Source organism: Pseudarthrobacter sp. BIM B-2242 (genome assembly GCF_014764445.1).
Taxonomy (GTDB): domain Bacteria; phylum Actinomycetota; class Actinomycetes; order Actinomycetales; family Micrococcaceae; genus Arthrobacter; species Arthrobacter luteus_A.
Map to the genome: position 1 here is coordinate 4,016,999 of NZ_CP061721.1, position 13,055 is coordinate 4,030,053.

Consider the following 13,055-nt stretch of genomic DNA (forward strand, 5'->3'; position numbering starts at 1 on the left):
TTTCAAAAGTCTTCTAACTGACAGCTCTCCGCGGTAAAGGGGCCCCCGCCCCTACGCGTGGTGGCTCGGTCCTGTCGGACCAAGCCACCACGCTCCGGCAGGCCCGATGCCACTCCCGGGGCCCCTGTACCGCTGCGAGCTTTGTGGTTATCTCACCTTACGCAGGGACTGCGACGATAACCTGTGCTGCGCGGAGGACGCGATCGCCTGACCTGTAGCCGGAGCGGAGCACCTGGCTGACGGTGTCAACCTCGATGTCTTCGCCGGGCTGCTGGATCAGGGCCTCGTGGATGTTCGGATCGAACTCCACGCCGGTGTCGGCGATGCGGACCAGGCCGTACGTCTTCAGCGCGGTTTCCAGCTTGGTGGCGATGGCCGCGAACGGACCGTCGGCCAGGTCACCGTGCTGGCGGGCCGCGTCGATGTCGTCCAGTACCGGAAGCAGGGAGTTCAGGACGCCGATGACGGCCATCTCCCCTGCCACGGCGCGGTCGCGTTCAACGCGCTTGCGGTAGTTGACGTACTCAGCCTGCAGGCGGAGGAGGTCGTTCTTCAGCTCGGCAGCCTCCTCGTGTCCTGCACCCTGGGCCACGGATTCCTCCGCCGGCACCTCGATGCCGTTGAGGATCTCCTCAGCCTGGGCCAGTGCATCGCCGTCGGAATCCTCCGAACCTGCCAGCGGGGACGCCTCAGCGTGGTGCTCACCTTCGGGGTGCCTGGCCGCCCCGGTCACCGGGTCAACCTTGCGGTTGTCCCGGATGACCGGTTCCTGGTGGCCGCCGGCCTGACGCTCCTCGGCTTCCCGGCTGGCGGATGAGTTGCGCTCTTCCTCGTTACCGTGATGCGGCATGGCTACTTCTTCGCTTCGTCTTCGTCGATGATCTCGGCGTCAACGATGTCCTCATCGCCCGAGGCAGAACCAGCCTTCTCGCCGCCTGCAGCGCCGGTGGCACCGTCCGGGGAACCGGCCTGGGCGTAGATGGCCTCGCCGAGCTTGCCCTGGGAAGCCTGCAGCTTCTCGAAAGCGGTCTTCACAGCTGCGTCATCGGTGCCTTCGAGTGCCTTCTTGAGGGCGTCGACGTCGGCCTGGACCTCGGTCTTGACCTCTTCAGGCAGCTTGTCGGCGTTGTCGGCGATGAGCTTGTCCACGGAGTAGGCGAGCTGCTCGGCCGTGTTGCGGGTGTCGGTGGCCTCGCGGCGGGCCTTGTCCTCGGCTGCGTGCTCCTCGGCGTCCTTGACCATGCGGTCAATGTCTTCCTTGGAGAGCGCAGTTCCGCCGGTGATGGTCATGGACTGTTCCTTGCCGGTGCCCTTGTCCTTCGCGGAGACGTGCACGATGCCGTTGGCGTCGATGTCGAAGGTGACCTCAACCTGCGGGACGCCGCGCGGGGCCGGCGCGATGCCGGTCAGCTCGAACGTGCCCAGCGGCTTGTTGTCGCGGGTGAACTCGCGCTCGCCCTGGAAGACCTGGATGGCCACGGACGGCTGGTTGTCATCCGCGGTGGTGAAGGTTTCGGACCGCTTGGTGGGGATGGCCGTGTTGCGCTCGATCAGGTGCGTCATCACACCGCCCTTGGTTTCGATGCCGAGGGACAGCGGGGTGACGTCGATCAGCAGGACGTCCTTGCGTTCGCCCTTCAGGACACCGGCCTGGAGTGCGGCGCCCACTGCGACGACCTCATCCGGGTTGACGCCCTTGTTGGGCTCCTTGCCGCCGGCCAGTTCCTTGACGAGTTCGTAGACTGCGGGCATACGGGTGGAACCGCCGACGAGCACGATGTGGTCGATCTCGGAGAGCTTGATGCCGGCTTCCTTGATGACGTCGTGGAACGGCTTCTTGGTGCGCTCGAGCAGGTCCTTGGTGAGGTCCTGGAACTTGGCACGGGTCAGCTGCTCGTCCAGGTGCACCGGGCCGTCGGGGGTGACGGAGAGGTACTGGAGGGAGACGTTGGTGCTGGTGGAGGAGGACAGTTCCTTCTTCGCCTGCTCAGCGGCTTCGCGGAGGCGCTGGAGGGCGATCTTGTCCTTGGAGAGGTCGATGCCCTTGACCTTGAGCTGGTTCAGCAGGTAGTCCACGACGCGCTGGTCCCAGTCGTCGCCGCCGAGGCGGTTGTCACCGGCGGTGGCGCGGACCTGGATGGTGGAGAAGTTGTCTTCGTCCTTGCCCACTTCGAGCAGGGAGACGTCGAACGTGCCGCCGCCGAGGTCGAAGACCAGGATGAGTTCGTCTTCCTTGCCCTTGTCCAGGCCGTAGGCGAGTGCTGCGGCAGTGGGCTCGTTGACGATGCGCAGGACGTTGAGGCCCGCGATTTCGCCGGCTTCCTTGGTGGCCTGGCGCTCGGCATCGTTGAAGTAGGCCGGAACGGTGATCACGGCGTCGGTGACCTTTTCGCCGAGGTAGGACTCGGCGTCGTTCTTCAGCTTCATCAGCACACGGGCGGAGATTTCCTGCGCGGTGTACTTCTTGTCATCGATCGCGACGGACCAGTCGGTGCCCATGTGGCGCTTGACGGAGGCGATGGTGCGGTCGATGTTATTGACGGCCTGGCGCTTGGCGATCTCGCCCACAAGGACTTCGCCGGACTTGGAGAACGCAACGACGGACGGCGTGGTGCGGCCACCCTCGGCGTTGGCAATAACGGTGGGCTCGCCACCTTCGAGAACAGAGACGACGGAGTTGGTGGTTCCGAGGTCGATACCTACTGCACGTGACATGTGTTGCTTCCTTCTTTCCTTGGAAACTTGCTGGCGCCCACTCATTGAGCGTTCTGCACTCAACTTTACTCCGGGCTCGGGCCGTGTCAATCCAAAGTTGAGCGGCATACGCTCAACTTTGGATTACTGATCACGGTTATGTCCGGAAAATCCCCGGAAATCCGGGCCTGCGAATGGCGTATTAATGCAGCAGCAGCCCGTTCGCTGTGCGTGAACGGGCTGCCGAATGACTCAATAAGGGGGCTGGGAGCCGCTGCTAGGACTTCCTATCCTCGTCTTCCTCAACCTCACGGGCGGTCTCCGCTCCGCGGGCTGCTCCGAGCGTGCCGGCGTCGCCGTAGTTGCCTTCCGGGTACTCGCCCTCCTCGATCAACTCCTCGGCGCCGCCCACTACGCCGGCATCACCGTAATCGCCTTCCACATACTGGCCGCCCTCACCCTCCAGGCCAGGGGCGCTGCTGGCCTTGCGGGGCTCTTCGTCACGTGCGGTGTTCTCAGTCATGACTGGTCTCTCCTTCGAGGTTCCGCGTCCACCTGGGCGCACTTGGAGTGTACCCAGCATGGGCCGCGCGAAACAGGGGCCGGAGGCCGGCCAGAAGCGTGCGCGGTGTGGCGCGCCAGGGGCGGACTCAGCTCCTGCCGAAGCCTGCAATGCCCGCAAGGACGGCCAGGTGGTGCTCAAAGAGTTCTTCGCGGGCACTGAACGTGTCGGGGCCGTACTGGCCGAACACCTCGAAGCTGACGGCACCGAACAGCGAGGTCCACACGAGTAAACCGTTGGCGATCACACCGTCAGGTGCAGCGAGCCCAAGTCCCGTGCGGATCGCTTCGAAATCAGCTGACAGTGCAGGGGGTACGACGGCGGCACCCGCGTGCGGTGCCTTCAGCTCGCCGGCGCGGAACGCTGCGTCAAGGATCCCCACGAGGCTGTAGATCACCCGCGTGCCGGGCGCTTCGGTCCGATCTGCGGGCGCCCGATACCCGGGAACCGGACTGCCGAACAGCAGGCCATAGCGCGCAGGCTCGCGCAGCGCCCATCCCCGGACCGCCTGGCCAAGCGCGTGGAACCGCCCGGCAAAGTCAGCGTCAGGCCCGGCACTGACAGCCACGTCCACCGCGTCGCCCAGTTCGCTGTAGGCGTCCACCACCAGGAGTGTGAGGAGCTCGTCGCGGTTGGCCACGTAGCGGTAGACGGCGGAGGACACCACACCCAAGTCCCTCGCCACGGCACGGAGCGACAAGGCAGCGGCGCCGTGGGTTGCCAGGTGCTCCCTGCCCAGCCGAACGATGTCCGAAATGGTTTGCGCACGGGCACGTTCGCGGGGGGTGCGCGGGATGGTTTTTGTCTTCGCGGCAGCCTCACTCATGAACCCAGCATCGCATAGGCCAGAGCAGTGTCAACAATCGAGAGCACCGCTCTTGACAGCGCACCATCGGGGGGCGCACGATGTTAGAGATCAGTGCTCTCATATCAGCCGTGAGAAGGGACGAAGATGGACGAACTATTTGTTATCACCGGGGCAGGTCCCGTTGGCTGGACGGTGGCAGAGCAGCTTGCCGGGCAAGGTAAACGCGTCCGGATCCTCACCCGCTCGGGCAGCGGTCCGGAGCATCCCCTCGTGGATCGCCTGACTGCCGACGTCCAGGACCCCAACCGAGTGCGGGACGCGTTCAGCGGCGCAACCGCCGTTTTCCACTGCATCCACGGCTCCTCGTACACGGCGGACGCATGGCGGGCGGAACTGCCCCGGGCCGAGCAAACGGTGCTGGCCGCGGCCGGCGAGGCGGGCGCCGTCGTCGTCTTCCCCGAAAGCCTCTACTCCTACAGCGAGCCGGACCGCCCCATGACCGAGGCGGGACCTCGGACTGCACAGGGCGGCAAGCGCGGCGTCCGCACCGAACTGCTCCGCGCCCGGGACGCCTCACCCACCAATACCGCCAGCGTGGCGGCCGGCGATTTCTTCGGCCCACGGGTCCGCAACTCACATGGCGGCGAGCGCATGGTTTTGCCCATCCTGGCCGGAAAGAAGGTGTGGGTCATCGGCAGCGCCGACCAGCCCCACTCGTTCACCTATGTCCCGGATCTGGCGGCTGCGATGATCCACGCCGCGCAGACGCCGTCGTTGTGGAACAAGGTTTGGCACGCGCCCACCGGTCCGGCAGTGACGCAGCGGCAGCTGGCAACCGCCTTTACCGAGGCCGGTGGAGTGGCCGCACCCAAGTTGGGGGCGATCCCGGGCTGGGCGCTCCGGGCCATGGGTATCGTTTCGAAGGACCTCAGGGAGCTTGCTGAAACGCTGTACCAGTTCGACAGGCCGTTCGTGATGGATTCCGCGGCCAGCCAGGCCGCCCTCGGCCTGCACCCCACGCCTCTGGCAGAGGCGGCTTCGGACACTGTCGCCTGGTGGCGGACGCAGGGCTGAGCCGCCCTGTCGCCCAGCCGCCCTACCGTAGCCCGGCACCCTCCGCTTCAAGCTCCGGCTCGTCGGCGCGCTGCGCGGCACTATCAAGCTCCGGCCGCCCCAGCTTGCTGGGCCACCAGATGCGCGGGCCGATGTCGTAGGCCAGGGCGGGGACCAGCAGCGATCGCACCAGGACCGTATCCAGCAGCACGCCGAAGGCCACGATGAACGCCAGCTGCACCAGGAACATGATGGGGATAATGCCGAGTGCGGCAAAGGTGGCGGCCAGCACCACACCGGCAGAGGTGATCACTCCGCCGGTCACGCCCAGCCCGCGCAGGATCCCCGGCCGGGTCCCGTGCTTCAGCGATTCTTCGCGGACCCGGCTCATCAGGAAGATGTTGTAGTCCACGCCCAGGGCCACCAGGAAGACGAACCCGAACAGCGGCACCGTAGCGTCTGCGCCGGGGAAACCCAGCAGGTTGTTGAAGACCAGAGCCGAGACGCCCATGGCTGCGCCGTAGGACAGCACCACGGAGAGAACCAGCAGGACCGGCGCCAGCACCGAACGCAGCAACAGCATCAGGATAAAGAGGATCACCACAAGAACCACCGGGATGATGATCACCAGGTCGCGCTGGGCCGTGGTGTTGGTATCCAGGGCCGTGGCGGTCACACCACCTACGAGTGCGCTGGCGTCCACCGTCTTCAAATCCGCACGCAAGGCCTTGACGACGTCCTCGGCCTCGATGGAATCCGCCGCGTAGTTGAGCGTGGCATTAATCAGCACCTTGCCCTCGCGGACATCGGGGTCGCCGGGAGTTCCGGGGGCGCCGGTGATAGGTACACTCCCCGCAGCCAGGAGGTAAGCGTCTCCCACGCCGTCGGCCGCTTTGACCTCCGCGAGCACCGCGTCAGCTTTGTTTTCGTCCGCAACCACGACGGCGGGGCTGCCGCTGCCGGCGTCGAAATGCCGCGCCAGCGCGTCCTGGCCGTCCACGGCGTTGGAGGCGGTGAGGATGACGTCGGTCTGCGGGACGCCGTTGGCTTTGAGCTGCAGGATGCCTGTCGAGGCGACCAGCAGCAGGAGGACGGAAGCGATCCACACGGTGCGCGGACGGCGGGAGACCAGCGAGCCGGTGGCACGCCAGATGCCCTTCTGCCTTTCCAGGCCGGTGACAAGTTTGGGTTCCCGCTGATCTTCCGGGACCAGCTTGGGGCGGAACGGCCAGAAGGCGGCCCGGCCCAGGAGCGCCATCAGGGCGGGCAGCAGTGTGAGGGCGGCGAACAGCGAGCACAGGATACCGGCGGCAGCCACAGGACCCAGGCCCTTGTTGGAGTTCAGGTCGGAGAAAAGCAGGCACAGCAGGGCGATGATGACCGTGGCGCCGGAGGCCACGATCGGCTCCACGGACGTCTTCCAGGCAGTCAGCACAGCTTCAGTCCGGTTGCGGGTGTGGGTCAGGGCCTCGCGGAACCGCGCAACGTACAGCAGCGCATAGTCCGTGGCGGCGCCGATCACCAGGATGGACAGGATGCCCTGGCTCTGGCCGTTCAGCTGAATCCAGCCGAGTTTGGCCATCCCGAACACGAGCAGGATGGCGGCACACAGCGCAAACACTGACGTCAGCAGCACGGCGATGGGCAGGAGCAGGGAGCGGTACACAATCAGGAGGATCACAAAGACGGCGCCCAGGGCCACGAGCAGAAGAATGCCGTCAATCCCGGCGAAGGCGCTGGTCAGGTCGGCGGCCAGGCCGGCCGGTCCCGTAACGAAGGTCTGCATGCCGTCAGGGGCGGCTTCGGCGACGGTGTCGCGCAGTTCCTTGACGGCCTCCTTGACCTCGCCGGACGAATCGATGGGGGCGATGAACTGGACCGCCATCCCGTCCTCGGACGGGATGGGTCCGATCACGGCGCTGCCGAGCCCCAGTCCTTCAAGCTCGGCTTTGAGCGCAGCGGCCTCGCCCAGCTGCGCCGGCGTGAATTTTTCGGCATTCTCGATGACGATGACGGCCGGGACTTCGTTGGAGTCCCGGAATTTCGCCTGCCAGTCCTGCGCCGCCGTGGCTTCTGCGCTGGCGGGGAGGAAGGAGGCCTGGTCGTTCGACGAGACCTCGTCGAGCCGGCCGAACGTGGGTCCGCCGACGCCGGCGATCGCCAGCCACGTCAGCACCAGCAGCACGGGAAGGAGCCAGCGCAGCCAGAACGGAACCCGCGCGCTGTGTTGGGGACTGGTTTTCATGATTCCTTCGGGGGTTCGGGGCGGGAGCGGTAGAATTGCTTCAATAATAGACTATCTCCATGATAGAGATAAGTGCCTATCGAGCAATTATCTGGCGAAGGGCGCCGGGACGGGTGTGCTGCAGTAATATCCGTCAGGGCAGCAGCGAGGATCAGCCCATAATTTATGGGGGCTGGAGGATCCACACGAGAGCGAAGGAGGCGGAATATGACGGACGAAGCGTTCCAGCGCCCGCCTGACTCTGCACCCCAGTCGTTGGTGCGGTTGCTGCAGGACTTCAGCCTCGAGGCCAACCGCTATGTCGATACCGCCGGCAGCCGGAAGGACATGCACCGTACGGACCTGAACGCGCTCGCCGTCATCATGCGCCACACTGCCAAAGGCCTTGTTGTCACCCCCGGCGTCCTCCGCAAGGAACTGCACCTCAGCTCGCCGGCCACCACCGCCCTCATTGACCGGCTGGACAGCTCGGGCCATGTGACCCGCGAACGCCACGGCTCGGACCGGCGGCAGGTCCAGCTCCGCATGACGCCCAAGGCGTTCCAGGACGGCGGGGCCATGTTCATGCCGCTCTCGCGCCACATGGGCGCGGCCATGGCTGAATTCTCGCCCGAGGAGCTGGATCTGGTCACCCGTTTTATGACGGCCATGGTGGAAGCCACCATCGCCGCCCGCCAGGAAGCATCCGACGGCGGCCCCTCCTCCCCCGGCCCACCCGCCTGAGCACCCCCCGCCCCCGAACGCACGACGCCGGCTCCTCCCATTCGCGCTACCGCGGCGGTAGCGTTTGTCTATGAGTGCGCAGCAGCCCGAAGACGACGATGTGTACACGCACGGCCACCACGAATCGGTGGTCCGCGCCCACGCTTCCAGGACCGCGGAGAACTCCGCAGCATTTGTCATCCCGCACCTGACACCGGGAACATCCGTGCTCGACGTCGGCTGCGGGCCAGGAAGCATCACGTGCGATTTCGCGGGGCTGGTGGCGCCGGGCAAGGTCACGGGCCTGGACAGGTCGCCGGACATCATCGCCCAAGCCACGGCGCTCGCCGCTGAACGGGGGGTGGCCAACGCAGAGTTCGTAGCCGGCAACATTTATGACCTCGACTTCGACGACGAAACGTTCGATGTGGTCCACGCCCACCAGGTCCTGCAGCACCTGACCGACCCGGTGGAGGCACTGCGGGAGATGCGGCGGGTGGCCAAGCCGGGCGGCATTGTGGCCGTGCGCGACGCCGATTTCCATGGCATGAGCTGGTATCCGTCCTTTCCTGAGCTGGACGAATGGATGGACCTTTACCAGCGGATCGCCCGGCGCAACGGGGCCGAACCCGACGCCGGCCGCCGCCTGGTCTCCTGGGCCCAGTCCGCAGGTTTCACGGACGTCGCACCCACCAGCAGCAACTGGCTCTACGCCACCGGACAGCAGCGGCGATGGCAGGCCCGCGTCTGGGGCGAGCGGGTGCTGCATTCGGCCTTCGCGGAGCAGGCGCTGGAGTACGGCTTTGCCAACGCCGCGGACCTGGCGCGGATCTCCGCGGGCTGGCACCGGTGGGGATCCACCGACGACGGCTGGTTCCTGATCCCGAACGGCGAGGTCATCGCGCGGGCCTGACCTGCGCCCGCCATCCCGGTTTGCCTGACTTTTTCCACATAGGAACATTCAGCCCTGACACCCGCGGCTGCGCCCGAATAGCGTCAGATCATGATCATTCAAGCAGGCTTTGACCTCGAGATTCTTGCCCGTCTGCTGATAGCGCCCAAAGGTATTGTCCTGCCCAAGCTCGTTGTCATTGAGCTGGATGCCAACATGCAGTTCGCGGACATTCAGGTTGTCAGCCATCAATTCGCCGGACGGATGGAGCCACACTTCGGCTCCATCCTGCGCCAACTGGATACGGACAGGACACGCTACTTTGCTATCGCCCATGCCGGGGCCTGGCCGGAGTGCCCGGCCTTAGACGCGCCGATTCTTGAAGAAGCAGCGGCGTTGCGAACACTTGCCCTTCAGCGCGGGTTCCTCATGATCGGGCATTTTGGCCTCGAAGGTGCCGAATACATGTCCAACGGGCCCCACTACTACTTTGACCGCTACCACCTCGGCCTCCCGTGCACCATGGACCACTGGATGCATGGTGCACGGCAGTTTCAGCCCCGGGGTCCGTGACCCGTGAGTACCTGCCCCGGAGTGCCACTAAACTTGGCTGGTGCAATTCTCCCTTTGGCTCGCCCTGGCGGGCGCCGGCGCCCTGATCAGCTTCACACCGGGGGCCGGTGCCATCAACACCATGAACAACTCCCTCACGTCAGGCTTCCGCCGCTCCATCTGGGGAATCCTTGGCCAGCAGGCCGCCCTGGTGGTCCACGTGGTGATCGTGGCCCTGGGTGTCGGGGTGCTGGTGGCCAGCTCACCGGTGGCCTTCAACGTGATCCGCTACGCCGGCGCGGCCTACCTGGTGTACCTGGGCATCCGCCAGTTCCTGAGCAAACCGGAACTGGACAAGGAACAGGCCGCGGCCCTCCGGAACGAACCAGCCTGGTCGATGTTCCGGCGCGGCCTCTGGGTCAATCTCCTGAACCCCAAGGCCATTGTCTTTTTCCTGGCGTTTATGCCGCAGTTCATCCGGCCCGAACAGCCGCTCCTGCCGCAGTACGTGATGCTCACGGCCACCGTGGTGGTGATCGACATCCTCGTGATGTGGTTCTTCTTTGCCCTGGCCGCCAAGTCCTTCCAGCGATTCACCCACAACGCCCGCGGCCAGAAAATCCTGAACCGGATCTTCGGCGTCCTCTTTGTTGCGGTGGGCGTTCTCCTCGCCGTCATCCACTAGGCTGCCCCCGGCCCCGCCTGGCCCCTTAGCCCATGTTTGACTCACGCTGTGATGAAGATTCACAACTTTGTAAAGACACGTGAATAACTCCTAGCCATGAACGTCTGGAGCGAGCATGCTTAACCCCATGAACCCACTGTCGAGGCCGTACCGGATCATCACCGTATGCACCGGCAACATCTGCCGGTCACCGATGGCCGAAATCATGCTGGCCGCGGCGTTCCGCGCCAGCGGGCTGAGCGATGAGGTGAGCGTCGATTCCGCGGGAACCACCGGTTACGAAGTGGGACGGCCCATCGATCAGCGCGCGGCCCGGCGGCTGGCCATCACCAAACTGAGCTCGCAGCATCACGTCGCCCGCGAATGGCAGGCAGGCTGGTTCCGCGAGCGCGATCTGATTCTGGCCCTGGACATCGACCACTATGCCTGGCTGCGCGACGCTGCCCCGGACCAGGAATCCATGGACAAGGTGCGTATGCTCCGGAGCTTCGACCCTCTGGTCGCCGGCAGTGACCTGCTGGACCAGGGCATCGAGGATCCCTGGTACGGCGGTCATGCGGACTTTGACGCCGTCTGGCAGCAGATTCATGGTGCGGTGCCGGGTGTCGTCGAGTACGTACAGGCGGCAGTGCGCCGTCCCGCCCCGCACCGGGAGCAGATGCAGCAGAAGGTACGCTCTATTTCATGACCCCCGCACCTGTGATCATCGCCATTGACGGGCGATCCGGCGCAGGCAAAACCACTCTGGCCATCGAACTCGCCGCTCAACTGCGGAACCACCACAAGGTCTCCCTGTTTCACCTTGAGGACATTTACCCGGGCTGGAACGGCCTCGCCGCTGGAATTGAACGCTACGTTGCCACCGTCCTGGCACCGTTGAGCCGCGGTGAGTCGGCCACCTGGACCAGCTGGGACTGGGCCAACCATTACGACGGCGACATGCTCGTCACGCTCCCCGCTGAGATCGTCATCATCGAGGGAGTGGGAGCGGCCGCCGCTGCGGCCCGGCCGCTGCTCAGCGCCGTCATCTGGGCCGATTCACCGGACGAGGTCCGCCGTAAGCGGGCGCTGGACCGTGATGGCGGCACCTATGAGCCGTTCTGGGAGCAGTGGGCGGCGCAGGAAGAGGAGTGGCTCGCCGACGACGACGTCCCGGGCCAGGCCGATATCCGCGTGCTTAATCATGCCGACGGGTCTGCCCTGGCGGACGTGCTGCAGGCCCTCTCCTACCTTCCCGTTCTCAGGGCAGCGCTGGTCCCTGAGTTCGCCGCCCGCCGCGGCCTGAGGCTCCGCGCAGAGCGGCTGGACGGCAGGCCGGACGCCGCCGCCCTCTTCGGGACGCTCTACGGCCGCTCGGCGCACGCCGTCTGGCTGGACTCCTCCAATGCCCCCGCCGGTCAGCCCCTGGAGCAGTCGCCCGCCACCGGGCGGAGCCGCTTCAGCATCCTCGCGGACGATGGCGGGACGTACGGCCAGTCCGTCATGCACCGCACCGGCGAAACCGTGGTCACCGCCGGCTCCGCAACGGTACGCGTGCCCGGCCCGTTTTTCCGCTGGCTGGACACGGTCTGGGGACGCCGGGCTGTCCGCACCCCGGACGGCTACCCCGGCGACTTCACCCTCGGCTGGCTGGGCTGCCTGGGGTATGAGCTGAAGCGTGAAACAGGGGGCTCGGACGTGACCGCACAGACCCCCGACGCGGCGCTGATCTTCGCTGGCCGGGCCGTGGTTCTGGACCATGTTGAAGGCACGGTGTGGCTCCTTGCCCTGGAGGCTCCCGACGCCGGCACCTGGCTGGCAGCGGCGCGCAGCGCCGTCCGCGGGACCTCCGTCAGCCACACCGCCGGACCAGCCTCCGGCACCGGTAACACCGGCACCCACAGCAGCAGCGCCACCACCGCGAGCGCCCAGGCCGCCGGCAGCAACGGCGGCGGACGTCAGGGCGGGCCGGCGTTCAGCAGCCGGGACACAGCGCTGTCCTACAAACAGAAGATTGCGGCCGCGCAGCACGAAATCCACGAGGGCAACTCGTACGAGGTCTGCCTAACCACCACCCTCACCGCCCGGCTCCCCGCCACCGCGGCGGAGCCCTGGAGTACCTACCTTGCCCTGCGGGCAAAAAACCCGGCGCCGTTCGCAAGCTACCTGCGTTTTGGCGGGCTGACCGTGGCCAGCACGTCGCCGGAACGGTTCCTGCGGATCACGTCCGACGGCGGCATGCGTGCCGAACCGATCAAGGGCACCCGCCGCCGGGGTTCCGATCCGGCGCAGGATAAGGAACTGCGGGTTGATCTTGCGTCATCGGTCAAGGACCGCGCCGAGAACATCATGATCGTTGACCTGTTGCGGAACGACCTCAGCCACTTCGCGGAGCCGGGCTCCGTCACGGTCAGCAGGCTGTGCGAGATCGAAAGCTACGCCACGGTGCACCAGATGGTGAGCACCATCGACGCGCAGTTGATGCCCGGTTCACCGCGGGCCGAGGCAGTATCAGCCTGCTTCCCGGCAGGGTCCATGACCGGCGCACCGAAAATCAGCACCATGGCGATCCTTGACCGGCTGGAGGACGGCCCCCGCGGGCTGTACTCCGGCGCGATCGGTTATTTCTCCATGAACGGAGCATCAGACCTCGCCGTGGCCATCCGCACGCTGGTTATCCGGTCAGGAGATGACACCGCCGGAGACCTCACCGCCGGGGACGGCACCCTGGACGCGCCGACGGCGGAACTCACCCTCGGCGTCGGCGGTGCCATCACTGCCGACTCGGTGCCGGACGAGGAGTACGACGAGATCCGGGTGAAGGCCTACGGTGTGTTGTCCGCCCTCGGCGCGGACTTCCCGGGCGGCTAACCTGCCTGCCTG

12 protein-coding genes are annotated in these 13,055 nt (G+C 66.0%); 7 read left to right on the forward strand and 5 right to left on the reverse strand.

Translation table 11 applies throughout. The features are described from left to right. Positions 1–157: 157 nt before the first annotated feature. From IDT60_RS18580 to IDT60_RS18595, 4 genes are all read right to left on the reverse strand, one after another. Positions 158–850 (reverse strand): nucleotide exchange factor GrpE, encoded by a 693-nt coding sequence (locus IDT60_RS18580; RefSeq protein WP_191080184.1) that lies wholly within the window; start codon positions 848–850, stop codon positions 158–160. A gap of 2 nt (positions 851–852) precedes the next feature. Further along, entirely contained in the window at positions 853–2,715 is a 1,863-nt protein-coding gene (dnaK, locus tag IDT60_RS18585) for a molecular chaperone DnaK (RefSeq protein ID WP_191080185.1), read from the reverse strand. A gap of 256 nt (positions 2,716–2,971) precedes the next feature. Beyond that, a complete protein-coding gene (locus IDT60_RS18590) occupies positions 2,972–3,217 on the reverse strand; it encodes a hypothetical protein (protein ID WP_164204339.1) in 246 nt (81 codons plus the stop codon). A gap of 127 nt (positions 3,218–3,344) precedes the next feature. Then, entirely contained in the window at positions 3,345–4,082 is a 738-nt protein-coding gene (locus IDT60_RS18595; RefSeq protein WP_191080186.1) for a TetR/AcrR family transcriptional regulator, read from the reverse strand. Positions 4,083–4,208: 126 nt separating this feature from the next. Here IDT60_RS18595 and IDT60_RS18600 point away from each other — a divergent pair, with 126 nt between their 5' ends. Beyond that, on the forward strand, positions 4,209–5,138 hold the full coding sequence (locus tag IDT60_RS18600) for an NAD-dependent epimerase/dehydratase family protein (protein WP_191080187.1): 930 nt from the start codon (positions 4,209–4,211) through the stop codon (positions 5,136–5,138). A gap of 22 nt (positions 5,139–5,160) precedes the next feature. Here IDT60_RS18600 and IDT60_RS18605 read toward each other — a convergent pair whose 3' ends face one another. Beyond that, positions 5,161–7,362 carry an efflux RND transporter permease subunit gene (locus IDT60_RS18605; protein ID WP_191080188.1) on the reverse strand — a complete coding sequence of 734 codons (2,202 nt, stop codon included), beginning with the start codon at positions 7,360–7,362 and terminating at the stop codon, positions 5,161–5,163. A gap of 207 nt (positions 7,363–7,569) precedes the next feature. On the opposite strand from IDT60_RS18605, the gene IDT60_RS18610 reads away from it, so the two are divergent. From IDT60_RS18610 to IDT60_RS18635, 6 genes are all read left to right on the forward strand, one after another. Further along, entirely contained in the window at positions 7,570–8,085 is a 516-nt protein-coding gene (locus IDT60_RS18610; RefSeq protein ID WP_191080189.1) for a MarR family winged helix-turn-helix transcriptional regulator, read from the forward strand. Between the two features lie 70 nt (positions 8,086–8,155). Next, on the forward strand, positions 8,156–8,977 hold the full coding sequence (locus IDT60_RS18615) for a methyltransferase domain-containing protein (protein ID WP_191080190.1): 822 nt from the start codon (positions 8,156–8,158) through the stop codon (positions 8,975–8,977). A gap of 90 nt (positions 8,978–9,067) precedes the next feature. Next, positions 9,068–9,529, forward strand: coding sequence for a hypothetical protein (locus IDT60_RS18620; protein WP_191080191.1), 462 nt, complete (start codon positions 9,068–9,070; stop codon positions 9,527–9,529). 40 nt (positions 9,530–9,569) lie between these two features. Further along, positions 9,570–10,193: a LysE family transporter gene (locus tag IDT60_RS18625; protein WP_191080192.1), complete on the forward strand. Its 624-nt coding sequence runs from the start codon at positions 9,570–9,572 to the stop codon at positions 10,191–10,193. 127 nt (positions 10,194–10,320) lie between these two features. Continuing rightward, positions 10,321–10,881: a low molecular weight protein-tyrosine-phosphatase gene (locus tag IDT60_RS18630; protein ID WP_191080193.1), complete on the forward strand. Its 561-nt coding sequence runs from the start codon at positions 10,321–10,323 to the stop codon at positions 10,879–10,881. After that, on the forward strand, positions 10,878–13,043 hold the full coding sequence (locus IDT60_RS18635; RefSeq protein ID WP_191080194.1) for a chorismate-binding protein: 2,166 nt from the start codon (positions 10,878–10,880) through the stop codon (positions 13,041–13,043). Before IDT60_RS18630 ends, IDT60_RS18635 begins: the two co-directional genes overlap by 4 nt. The last annotated feature ends 12 nt before the right edge of the window (positions 13,044–13,055 follow it).

What these genes read in the sequence shown, in the direction of transcription:
- IDT60_RS18580 (WP_191080184.1), bottom strand. Translation starts at nt 850, where the DNA reads ATGCCGCATCACGGTAACGAGGAAGAGCGCAACTCATCCGCCAGCCGG.
- dnaK (WP_191080185.1), bottom strand. Translation starts at nt 2,715, where the DNA reads ATGTCACGTGCAGTAGGTATCGACCTCGGAACCACCAACTCCGTCGTC.
- IDT60_RS18590 (WP_164204339.1), bottom strand. Translation starts at nt 3,217, where the DNA reads ATGACTGAGAACACCGCACGTGACGAAGAGCCCCGCAAGGCCAGCAGC.
- IDT60_RS18595 (WP_191080186.1), bottom strand. Translation starts at nt 4,082, where the DNA reads ATGAGTGAGGCTGCCGCGAAGACAAAAACCATCCCGCGCACCCCCCGC.
- IDT60_RS18600 (WP_191080187.1), top strand. Translation starts at nt 4,209, where the DNA reads ATGGACGAACTATTTGTTATCACCGGGGCAGGTCCCGTTGGCTGGACG.
- IDT60_RS18605 (WP_191080188.1), bottom strand. Translation starts at nt 7,362, where the DNA reads ATGAAAACCAGTCCCCAACACAGCGCGCGGGTTCCGTTCTGGCTGCGC.
- IDT60_RS18610 (WP_191080189.1), top strand. Translation starts at nt 7,570, where the DNA reads ATGACGGACGAAGCGTTCCAGCGCCCGCCTGACTCTGCACCCCAGTCG.
- IDT60_RS18615 (WP_191080190.1), top strand. Translation starts at nt 8,156, where the DNA reads ATGAGTGCGCAGCAGCCCGAAGACGACGATGTGTACACGCACGGCCAC.
- IDT60_RS18620 (WP_191080191.1), top strand. Translation starts at nt 9,068, where the DNA reads ATGATCATTCAAGCAGGCTTTGACCTCGAGATTCTTGCCCGTCTGCTG.
- IDT60_RS18630 (WP_191080193.1), top strand. Translation starts at nt 10,321, where the DNA reads ATGAACCCACTGTCGAGGCCGTACCGGATCATCACCGTATGCACCGGC.
- IDT60_RS18635 (WP_191080194.1), top strand. Translation starts at nt 10,878, where the DNA reads ATGACCCCCGCACCTGTGATCATCGCCATTGACGGGCGATCCGGCGCA.